This window comes from Massilia norwichensis (assembly GCF_024753245.1).
GTDB classification, from domain to species: Bacteria; Pseudomonadota; Gammaproteobacteria; order Burkholderiales; family Burkholderiaceae_D; genus Telluria; species Telluria norwichensis.
Genome location: NZ_JANUGX010000026.1, coordinates 95,917 through 107,091, shown reverse-complemented (window position 1 = coordinate 107,091; position 11,175 = coordinate 95,917). Strand labels below are relative to the sequence as shown.

General features: G+C 67.8%; 4 protein-coding genes. 2 read left to right on the top strand and 2 right to left on the bottom strand.

Annotation, left to right across the window (positions count from 1 at the left end):
- A partial coding sequence (locus tag NX782_RS19785) for an NAD(P)H-hydrate dehydratase (RefSeq protein ID WP_258847202.1) occupies positions 1–1,510 on the bottom strand: 1,510 nt, incomplete at its 3' end.
- Positions 1,511–1,638: 128 nt separating this feature from the next.
- Here NX782_RS19785 and NX782_RS19780 point away from each other — a divergent pair.
- Positions 1,639–5,250 (top strand): hydantoinase B/oxoprolinase family protein, encoded by a 3,612-nt coding sequence (locus NX782_RS19780; protein WP_258847201.1) that lies wholly within the window; start codon positions 1,639–1,641, stop codon positions 5,248–5,250.
- A gap of 70 nt (positions 5,251–5,320) precedes the next feature.
- Here NX782_RS19780 and NX782_RS19775 read toward each other — a convergent pair whose 3' ends face one another.
- Complete coding sequence (locus NX782_RS19775; protein WP_258847200.1) at positions 5,321–6,964, bottom strand: tetratricopeptide repeat-containing response regulator; 1,644 nt, start codon at positions 6,962–6,964, stop codon at positions 5,321–5,323.
- 163 nt (positions 6,965–7,127) lie between these two features.
- Here NX782_RS19775 and purL point away from each other — a divergent pair, with 163 nt between their 5' ends.
- A complete protein-coding gene (purL, locus tag NX782_RS19770) occupies positions 7,128–11,141 on the top strand; it encodes a phosphoribosylformylglycinamidine synthase (protein ID WP_258847199.1) in 4,014 nt (1,337 codons plus the stop codon).
- The last annotated feature ends 34 nt before the right edge of the window (positions 11,142–11,175 follow it).

Genomic DNA, 11,175 nt, shown 5'->3' with positions numbered 1-11,175 from the left:
GTGCCCACGTTCCCGACCTAGCGACATCCGCTACCAAGGCATTCAAAACGGCCCGGATCGCCCGAGGCAGCTCGCCGGCCGTCAAGCCGATCGGCCCGGCCCCATCCTCGACCAGCCAGTCCGCCGCCGCCCCATGCATCCACACGGCACCCAGGGCCGCCTCCCAGGCCGGCCAGCCCTGCGCCAATAAAGCCCCACAAAAGCCCGCCAGCACGTCGCCGCTGCCGCCGGTGGCCAGCCCTGGGTTGCCGCTGGTGTTGACGGCAACAAAGCCGTCCGGGCGTGCGATCACGCTGCCGGCGCCTTTCAGCACCACCACGCTGTTGAAGCGCAGCGCCAGTTCGCGCGCATGTTCGAGACGGTCGGCCTGCACGATGGAGGCGGTGACCCCGAGCAGGCGCGCCGCTTCCAACGGGTGCGGCGTCAGCACGACCTCGCCGCCGTGCGCGCAGAGGCGCTCGGCCAGTTCGGGTCGCGCCGCCGCCAGGTTCAAGGCGTCCGCATCGACCAGCACCGGCCCGCGCGCTTCCAGCACCTTGCCGAACAGGTGGATCGCGGCATCCGCATTGCCCATGCCCGGACCGGCGACCACGCTGCGCCCGGCATAGTCCAGTCCCGCTGCGTCGCGGAACATGATCTCGGGCTGCAGCGGGTCGAGCAGCATGCCCGGATCGAGGGTGGCGGCAAACACCCGGCCCGCGCCGCCGTGCAGGGCCGCGCGCGCGGCCAGCACCGCGGCCCCGAGCATGCCGCGCGCCCCCCCGAGTACGACCAGGTCGCCGAAGCTGCCCTTGTGCGTGTTGCGGCGGCGCGGCGCCAGCCGTTCGGCGAACAGCGCCGGACCGTTCAGCACGGCCTGCGCGGCTTCCTGTTGCAAGCCGTCCGCGCCCAGCATGTCGACCCGTACCGCGCCCGCATGGTCGCAACCGTCGCCGGTGTGCAGGCCCGGCTTGTTGCCGAGGAAGGTGATGGTATGCGTGGCCGTCACCGCCGCGCCGTGCGGGCCGACGATGGTGCCGGTATCGGCATCCAGGCCGCTGGGCACGTCGATCGCCAGCACCGGGCAATCCAGCGATGCGGTCCACACGGCGAGTTCGCGCGCCTGTCCGGTCAAGGCGCGCGCCAGGCCGATGCCGAACAGCGCGTCGACCACCAGGCGCCAGGGCCGGCCCGGCGGGATCGCGTCGACGAAGCGGACCTGCGCATCGCCTGCGCGCTGCAGGGCGCGGCCGGTTTCGAACGAAGGCGTGGCGCTGCCCGCCAGGTGCAGCACTTCGACGTCGAAGCCCTCGCGCGCCAGATGCGCGGCGACTTCGAGGCCGTCGCCGCCGTTGTTGCCGGGGCCGGCCAGGACCAGCACCGCGCCGCCCGGCTCGCCGGCCAGCAGTTCGCGGGCGTACGCGGCGGCGGCCTCGCCGGCGCGCTCCATCAGCGTGCCCGGCGCCAGATGGGCCTGGGCGGCGTGTTCGATGGCGCGGATCTGGTCGCAGGTGTAGAGCAGGGTATCCATGGTCGTTCCGGAAAGAGGGCGTCAGCCTGCATTTTCGCCAAAATCGCGGCGCCGTGCGCGAATTTTCCCTGGGCGACTACAATAAGCGGCGCTTATCGCATGGCAAACCGAATACAAATGGAGAGAACATGGACTGGCAGTTCTGGATCGACCGCGGCGGCACCTTTACCGACATCGTGGCGCGGCGCCCCGATGGCGTCCTCGTCACCCACAAGCTGCTGTCCGAGAACCCGGAGCACTACCGCGATGCCGCGGTGGCCGGCATCCGCCACTTGCTGGGCCTGAAACCAGGCGAAGCGGTGCTGCAAGGCGCCGTCGAGGCGGTCAAGATGGGCACGACGGTGGCGACCAATGCGCTGCTGGAGCGCAAAGGCGAGCCGACCGTGCTCGCCATCACGCGCGGCTTTCGCGACGCCCTGCGCATCGCCTACCAGAACCGGCCGCGCCTGTTCGATCGCCACATCGTCCTGCCCGAGCTGCTGTACCGCCGCGTCATCGAAATCGACGAGCGCATCGGCGCGCATGGCGACGTGGTGCTGCCGCTGGACGAGGACAGCGCGCGCCGCGGACTGCAGGCGGCCTACGACGCCGGCCTGCGCAGCCTGGCCATCGTCTTCATGCATGGCTACCGCCACACGCGCCACGAGGCTGCCGTCGCCCGCATCGCGCGCGAGATCGGTTTTACCCAGATCTCGGTATCGCACCAGGTCAGCCCACTGATGAAACTGGTGGCGCGCGGCGACACCACCGTCGTCGATGCCTACCTGTCGCCGATCCTGCGCCGCTACGTCGACCAGGTTGCCGGCGAGCTGCCGGGCGTGAACCTGCAGTTCATGCAGTCCAGCGGCGGCCTCACCGATGCGCGCGCCTTCCAGGGCAAGGACAGCATCCTGTCGGGACCGGCCGGCGGCATCGTCGGCATGGTGCGCTCCAGCCGCCTGGCCGGCTTCGAACGCGTCATCGGCTTCGACATGGGCGGCACCTCGACCGACGTCTCGCATTTCGCCGGCGCGCATGCCTCCGATTACGAGCGCGTGTTCGAGACCCAGGTGGCGGGCGTGCGCATGCGTGCGCCGATGATGAGCATCCACACCGTGGCGGCCGGCGGCGGCTCGATCCTGCACTTCGACGGCAGCCGCTACCGCGTCGGCCCGGACAGCGCCGGCGCCAATCCGGGGCCGGCCAGCTACCGGCGCGGCGGCCCGCTGACGGTCACCGACTGTAATGTCATGCTCGGCAAAATCCAGCCCGCGCATTTCCCGCGCCTGTTCGGCTTGACGGGCGACCAGCCGCTCGACCTCGACGCCGTGCGCGCCGGCTTCACGGCACTGGCCAGCGAGATTGGCGCCGCCACGGGCAGCACGCCGGCACCGGAAGCGGTGGCCGAGGGCTTCATCCAGATCGCGGTCGGCAACATGGCCAACGCGATCAAGCAGATCTCGGTACAGCGCGGCCACGACGTGACCGGCTACACGCTGACCAGCTTCGGCGGCGCCGGCGGCCAGCATGCCTGCCTGGTGGCGGACGCGCTGGGCATGAAGACGGTCTTCATCCATTCGCTGGCGGGCGTGCTGTCGGCCTACGGCATGGGCCTGGCCGACCAGAGCGCGATGCGCGAGCGCGCGGTCGAGCAGCGCTTGGCCGACATCGCCGCAGACCAGCTGGCGGCCGAGCTGGACGAACTCGGCGCGAGCGCATGCGAGGATCTGCAGGCGCAGGGCGTGGCGCCCGAGCGCATCGAGCTGCTGCGCCGCGTGCACCTGCGCTACGAGGGCACCGATTCGGCCATCGTGGTCGGCCTCGATGCGCATGCGGCCATGCAGCGGGCGTTCGAGGACGCCTACCGCCGGCGCTTTTCCTTCCTCATGCCGGGCAAGGCGCTGGTGGTCGAAGCCCTGTCGGTGGAGGCACTGGGGCGCTCGGACGCGCCGCCGGAGATGCCGCAAGCGGTGCTTGCTAGCGCTGAAGCCCCGGCGGTGCACGAGACCGTGCGCATGTTCGCCGGCGGCACATGGCGCGACACCGCCGTCTACCTGCGCGCGGGCGTCAAGCCGGGCGCCATCGTCAAGGGCCCGGCCATCATCGCCGAGGCGAATGCGACCACGGTGGTGGAAGCCGGCTGGCAGGCCGAGGTGACGGCTTACGACCACCTGGTGCTGCGCCGCGTCGAAGCGCTGCCCGAGCGGCACGCGATCGGCACCAGCGCGGACCCGGTGATGCTGGAGCTTTTCAACAACCTGTTCATGTCGATCGCCGAGCAGATGGGCCTGCGGCTGCAGAACACGGCGTACTCCGTCAACATCAAGGAGCGCCTGGACTTCAGCTGCGCCATCTTCGACCACGAGGGCAACCTGGTGGCGAATGCGCCGCACATGCCGGTGCACCTGGGCTCGATGGGCGAGAGCATCAAGGCCGTGATGCGCAAGAACGCGGGCACGATGAAGGCCGGCGACGTGTATGTGCTGAACGATCCCTACAACGGCGGCACCCACTTGCCGGACGTGACCGTCATCTCGCCGGTGTTCGACGAGGCCGGGCAGGAAATCCTGTTCTACGTCGGCTCGCGTGGCCACCACGCCGACATCGGCGGCACCACGCCGGGCTCGATGCCGCCGGACTCCTGCCACATCGAGGAAGAGGGCGTCTTGGTCGACAATTTCAAGCTGGTCGATGGCCTGGATGGCGTGCTGCGTGAAGAAGAGACGCGGGCGATGCTGCTGGCCGCGCGCTGGCCGGCGCGCAATCCGGACCAGAACCTGGCCGACCTGCGCGCCCAGGTCGCGGCCAACCAGAAGGGCGTCGAGGAACTGCGCAAGATGGTCGCCTACTACGGCCTGGACGTGGTGCGCGCCTACATGGGGCACGTGCAGGACAATGCCGAGGAAGCGGTGCGGCGCGTGATCGCGGTGCTGAAGGACGGCGCCTTCACGTATGAGCTGGACAACGGCGCGCGCATCGAGGTCGCGATCCGCGTCGATGCGGAAAACCGTAGCGCCGAAATCGACTTCACCGGTACGTCAAGCCAGCTGCCGAACAACTTCAACGCGCCGTCGGCGGTGTGCATGGCGGCGGTGCTCTACGTGTTCCGCACCCTGGTCGACGATGAGATCCCGCTGAACGCCGGCTGCCTGAAACCGCTGAAGGTCATCATTCCGCCCGGCTCGATGCTGAACCCGCATTATCCGGCCTCGGTCGTATCGGGCAACGTCGAGACCTCGACCTGCATCACCAATGCGCTGTACGGCGCGCTCGGCGTGATGGCGGCCTCGCAGGGCACGATGAACAACTTCACCTTCGGGAACGCACGCTACCAGTACTACGAGACCATCTCCGGCGGCTCCGGCGCGGGCGAAGGCTTCGACGGGACGGACGTGGTGCAGACCAACATGACCAACTCGCGCCTGACCGATCCGGAGATCCTGGAGTTCCGTTTTCCGGTGCGGCTGGAGAGCTACGAAATCCGTACCGGCTCGGGCGGGGCGGGGCGCCGGCATGGCGGTAACGGCGGGGTGCGCAAGGTGCGGTTCCTGGAGCCGATGACGGCGGCGATTCTGTCGAATAACCGGATTCATGCGCCTTTCGGGATGGCGGGTGGCGAGCCTGCGGCGAAGGGACGCAATCTGGTGCTGCGCGCGGATGGAAGGGTGGAGGAGCTGGGGCATATCGGAAAGGTCGATATGCAGGCTGGCGACATGTTCGTGGTGGAGACGCCGGGTGGGGGCGGGTTCGGTTCACTGTAGGGTGGGCACCCTGTGCCCACGTGCGACGCTCGCATGATGCAAACTTGGGCGTGCGCTCGGGGAGCCCACCCTACGTCGAAATACCATACTTCCGCTTCGCCGCCAAAAACTCCTCATCCAGCGCCTGCAAACGCGGATGCGCCGGATCCAGCGCCCGGATCCGCTCCAGCTGCTCGGTGCACAGCCCGGCCAACGGATGGTCCCAGCCCATCTCCATGATCTGCCGGAGAATCCCGCCGACCACCGCGATCATCACCTGCAGATTCCCCGGCGCCATGTGCAGCGCCTCGAGCAGGGTCTGCACGGCGCCGCGCACGTCGCCCATGTTGCGCTTCTCGTCGGCCACGCCGAGCAGGATCTGGGCCTGGGCGCGCAGCTGCTTGCCCATGCCGTCGGCCAGGTCGGGCCGGCCGGCCTTCACGAACACGTTCATCGCCTGTTGCGCAGTGACGCCACCATCCTGCCCATTCATGGCAGTGAGCATGACCTCCGACGCCTCCTCGTCCATGCGGTGCTCCAGCAGCGAACGGGTCAGGCCCACCTTCAAGCCCGGCGACAGCGCGCTTCCCGCCCGCACCGCCGTCACCGCGCTGCGCAGGCCGGCGATCGCACCGGCCTGGTTGCCGCCGGCTTCCTGCAGCAGGGCGTTCGAGATCGCCACGCAGGCATCCAGTTCCGGCGTGCCGCGTAGCGAGCGCTCCATGTCGCGCACCACGCCGGCGGCCGATTGGGCATCGCCCTTGCGCACCAGCGCCTTGACCAGGTTGACGTGGTCTTCGGGGTTGCGGAATTCGGAATAGCGCGAGCGCGTGACGACCTGTTTGAAGGACTTCTCGGCCGCTGCGATGTCGCCCGTCTCGAGCGCGACCTCGCCCAGTTTGCGCAGGCGCCGCACCATGTTGGGCGAGATGCCGACTGCCTCTTCCAGCGTCTTCTGGGCCTGGGCATGTTCGCCGCGCTCCTCAAAGCAGCGCGCCAGCAGGTCGTAGGCCGCCATCAGGCGCGGGTTGTCGCGCACCAGCTGCTCCAGCAGGTCGATTGCGTCAAGCGTGCGGCCTTGCGCAGCCAGGCTGCGCGCCAGGCCGAGACGCGCCCAACCCAGCGGCCGAGCGGCGATCAGCTGGCGGTAGACGGCTTCCGCCTGTTCGTGTTCCTTCAGCGAGGCGTGCAGCTCGGCGCGCAGGTGCGCGAAGTCGGCGGCGTGGCGCGGCTGCGTGTTGGCGGCGTCGATGCAGGTGCGGATCGCCGCCTGCGGATTGCCCTGGGCGACCTGCTGGTAGGCCGGCAGCATCGCCGTGCGGCGGGCGAGGGCGCGCTGGATGCGCTGGTTCAGGGCCTCGGCGGTGAAGGGTTTGAGGACGTATTCGGTGGGCTGCAGCTCGGCCGCGCCGATCACCTTGTCGTGCGCGGCCTCCGAGGTCAGCATGATGAAGATGGCCCAGGGCGGAATGATCTTGTGGTGGCGCAGGTCTTCCAGCAACTGCTGGCCGTCCTGGCCTTCGCTGCCGCTGCCGCCGCCGAGGTCGTATTCGCAGAGGACCACGTCGTAGTTCCTGCGCGCGAGCTGCTTGATCGCGGTGCCGGCGTTGACAGCATACTCGACGCGCGTGATGCCCGACTGGTTGAGCATGTTCTGCAGATTGGCGCGGATGCCGGGGTTCGGATCGACCACCAGTACGCTCAGTTGGCTATTCAGTTGACTATGCTCTTGCATTCTTCTTCTCATCCATGCCCGACGGGTCTCCTCCGCTAAGATACCGACTCCTTGCAGTTCCAGCAACCATTCCAGGAATGTAAAGCCGGGCACATGGTCGACGCTGTATAATAGCGGGCTATCTTCCACCCGCAGCCACGCTGCATCAACCGACTTTCAAGCCATGTTGATTCTGCCGGGTTCCAACGCCCTCTCTGCCTTCCGTAGCCAACGGATCCTGACCCAACTGCAAGCCGTCGCTCCGACGATCGCTGCCGTGCAGGCCCGTTTCTACCATTTCATCGATACCAGCGCACCTTTGTCTGCTGAAGACACCGAGCGCCTATCGGCCATGCTCACTTACGGCGAGCCTGTGCCTGCCGTGCAGTACGAGGGCGTGACCGAGGAGTACTTCGTGATCCCGCGCCTGGGCACCATCTCGCCCTGGGCGTCGAAGGCGACCGACATCGCGCACAACTGCGGCATGGCCCACATCCACCGCATCGAGCGCGGCGTGGCCTACACCGTGGTGCTCAAGAGCGGCATCCTCGGTACCGGCTTCGGTGCCCCGAAAAAGCTGGGTGCGGAAGAAGCCCAGGCGGTGGCGGCCCTGCTGCACGACCGCATGACCGAAACCGTGCTGCGCAGCGCCGACGAAGCCTCGGCCCTGTTCCGCGAACTCGAAGGCCGTCCGCTCGAAGCCGTCGACGTGCTCGGCAAGGGCCGCCTGGCCCTCGAAGAAGCCAACCGCGACATGGGCCTGGCGCTGGCGGAAGACGAGATCGACTACCTGCTGGATGCGTTCACCAAGGTGCAGCGCAACCCGACCGACGTCGAGCTGATGATGTTCGCCCAGGCCAACAGCGAACACTGCCGCCACAAGATCTTCAACGCCGAATGGACCATCGACGGCGTCAAGCAGGACAAGTCGCTGTTCCAGATGATCAGGAACACCCACCAGCTGCAGCCGAAGGGGACCATCGTCGCCTACAGCGACAACTCGGCGATCATGGAAGGCGCGGAAGCGATGCGCTTCTTCCCGCAGGGTGAAGCCAACGAATACCAGGGCACGACCCAGCTGACCCACACGCTGATGAAGGTCGAGACCCACAACCACCCGACCGCGATCTCGCCCTTCCCGGGCGCATCGACCGGCGCCGGCGGCGAAATCCGCGACGAAGGCGCGACCGGCCGCGGCGCCAAGCCGAAGGCGGGCCTGACCGGCTTCACCGTGTCGAACCTGGCGATCCCGGGTGCCGAGCAGCCGTGGGAAAGCCCGGCCTACGGCAAGCCGGAGCGCATCGCGTCGCCGCTGCAGATCATGGTCGACGGCCCGCTCGGCGGCGCCGCCTTCTCGAACGAATTCGGGCGTCCGGTCCTGGGCGGCTATTTCCGCACCTACGAGCAGAACGTCGGCCCACTGGCACTCGGCGCAGGAAAAACTGAAAGCGCCGTGTTCGGCTACCACAAGCCGATCATGATCGCCGGCGGCATCGGCAATATCTCGGCCGCGCACACCCACAAGAACGATATCCCGGTCGGCAGCCTGCTGATCCAGCTCGGTGGCCCCGGCATGCGCATCGGCATGGCCGGCGCGGCGGCATCCTCGATGGCGACCGGCACCAACACCGCCGACCTGGACTTCGACTCGGTCCAGCGCGGCAACCCGGAGATGGAACGCCGCGCGCAGGAAGTCATCAACACCTGCTGGCAGCTGGGCGAAGCCAACCCGATCATCTCGATCCACGACGTCGGCGCCGGCGGCATCTCGAACGCCTTCCCGGAGATCACCAACGACGCCAAGCGCGGCGCGACCTTCGACCTGCGCAAGGTACCGCTGGAAGAGAGCGGCATGTCGCCGCGCGAGATCTGGTCGAACGAATCGCAGGAGCGCTACGTGCTGGCGATCTCGCCAGAAGATCTGCCGCGCTTCGCCGCGATCTGCGAGCGCGAGCGCTGCCTGTTCGCGGCCGTCGGCGTCGCCACCGAAGAGCGTCAGCTGCGCCTGATCGACCCGCTCACCAACACCACCCCGGTCGACATGCCGATGGACGTCCTGCTCGGCAAACCGCCGAAGATGCAGCGCGACGTGGTCCACGTACAGAATGACTTCAAGCCGGTCGACGTGACCGGCCTGGAACTCGAAGAAGTCGCGCGCCGCGTGCTGCTGCTGCCGACCGTGGCCGACAAATCCTTCCTGATCACCATCGGCGACCGCAGCGTCGGCGGGATGACCGCGCGCGACCAGATGGTCGGTCCGTGGCAGGTGCCGGTGGCCGACTGCGCCGTCACAACCCTCAGCTTCGAAGGCTACAAGGGCGAGGCGATGGCGATGGGCGAGCGCACCCCGGTGGCCGTGATCGACGCCGCCGCATCGGGCCGCATGGCGGTCGGCGAAGCGATCACCAACATCGCGGCAAGCGCGATCGCCAGTATCGAAGACATCAAGCTGTCGGCCAACTGGATGGCGGCCTGCGGCCAGCCCGGCCAGGACGCCGCGCTGTTCGACACCGTGAAGGCGGTCGGCATGGAGCTGTGCCCGGCGCTGGGCATCTCGATCCCGGTCGGCAAGGATTCGCTGTCGATGCGCACCACCTGGAACGAGGGCGGCGAAGCGAAAGCGGTGATATCGCCGGTGTCGCTGATCGTGTCTTCGTTCGCACCGGTCACCGACGTCCGCAAGACGCTCACGCCGCAGCTGCGCCTGGATGCCGGCGACACCTCGCTGATCCTGATCGACCTGGGCCGCGGCAAGAACCGCCTGGGCGCATCGAGCCTGGCGCAGGTGACGAACCAGGTCGGCAACGACACCCCGGATCTCGACAACCCGCAGGACCTGAAGGCCTTCTTCGCCGCGATCCAGCAGCTGAACGCGGACGGCAAACTGCTGGCCTACCACGACCGTTCCGACGGCGGCCTGTTCGCGGCGCTGTGCGAGATGGCCTTCGCCGGCCGCGCCGGCGTCTCGGTCAACCTCGACATCCTGACCATGGAAGGCGAGCACGCCTCCGACCATGGCGACGCCAAGAACTGGACCGCGCAAGTCGGCGAGCGCCGCAACGAGATGACGCTGCGCGCGCTGTTCAACGAGGAACTGGGCGCGGTCATCCAGGTGCGCCACGAGCAGCGCAGCGAAGTGATGAACGTGCTGCGTTCCTTCGAGCTGGGCGCCTGCAGTCACATCATCGGCAAGGTCAACGACCGCGGCGTGATCGAGTTCACGCGCGACACCAAGGTCATCTACAACAAGCGTCGCAGCGAACTGCATCGCCTGTGGAGCGAAACCAGCTGGCGCATCGCGCGCCTGCGCGACAACCCGGCCTGCGTGGACCAGGAATACGATCGTCTGCTGGACGAGCAGGATCCGGGCTTTAGCCCGAAGCTGGTGCACGACACCAACGTCAACATCGCCGCGCCCTTCATCGCGACGGGCGCGCGTCCGCAGGTCGCGATCCTGCGCGAGCAGGGCGTCAACTCGCACATCGAGACCGCCTGGGCGATGCACCAGGCAGGCTTCGCCGCGGTCGACGTGCACATGAGCGACCTGATTGCCGGCCGCGTGTCGCTGGAAGCGTTCAAGGGCCTGATCGCCGTCGGCGGCTTCTCCTACGGCGACGTGCTGGGCGCGGGCGAGGGCTGGGCCAAGACCATCCTGTTCAACGCGTCGCTGAAGGAGCAGTTCGCAGCCTTCTTCGGCCGTGGCGACACCTTCGGCATGGGCGTCTGCAACGGCTGCCAGATGATGAGCAACCTGAAGTCCATCATCCCGGGTGCCGAGGCGTGGCCGAAGTTCACCCGCAACAAGTCGGAGCAGTTCGAAGCGCGCTTCGGCATGGTCGAGGTGCTGGATTCGCCGTCGATCTTCTTTGCCGACCTGGCCGGGACGCACGCGCCGCTGGCGATCGCGCACGGCGAAGGCTTTGCGGACTTCTCGCAGACCGGCGATATTTCGAAGGTCGTTCAGGCGCTGCGTTATGTCGACAACCGCGGCCAGGCGACCGAGCAGTATCCGTTCAACCCGAACGGCTCGCCAGGCGGCCTGACTGCCGTGACCACGCCGGACGGCCGCTTCACGGTGATGATGCCGCACGCCGAGCGCGTGGCGCGTACGGTGACGATGTCCTGGCATCCGGATGGCTGGGGCGAGAATTCGCCTTGGGCGCGGATGTTCCAGAATGCGCGGAAGTGGGTGGGTTGATTTGATGGTTGCGTGATCCGTCACGAAAAAGCGC

Coding starts and splice junctions, on each gene's coding strand:
- NX782_RS19780 (WP_258847201.1), top strand. CDS start 1,639: ATGGACTGGCAGTTCTGGATCGACCGCGGCGGCACCTTTACCGACATC.
- NX782_RS19775 (WP_258847200.1), bottom strand. CDS start 6,964: ATGCAAGAGCATAGTCAACTGAATAGCCAACTGAGCGTACTGGTGGTC.
- purL (WP_258847199.1), top strand. CDS start 7,128: ATGTTGATTCTGCCGGGTTCCAACGCCCTCTCTGCCTTCCGTAGCCAA.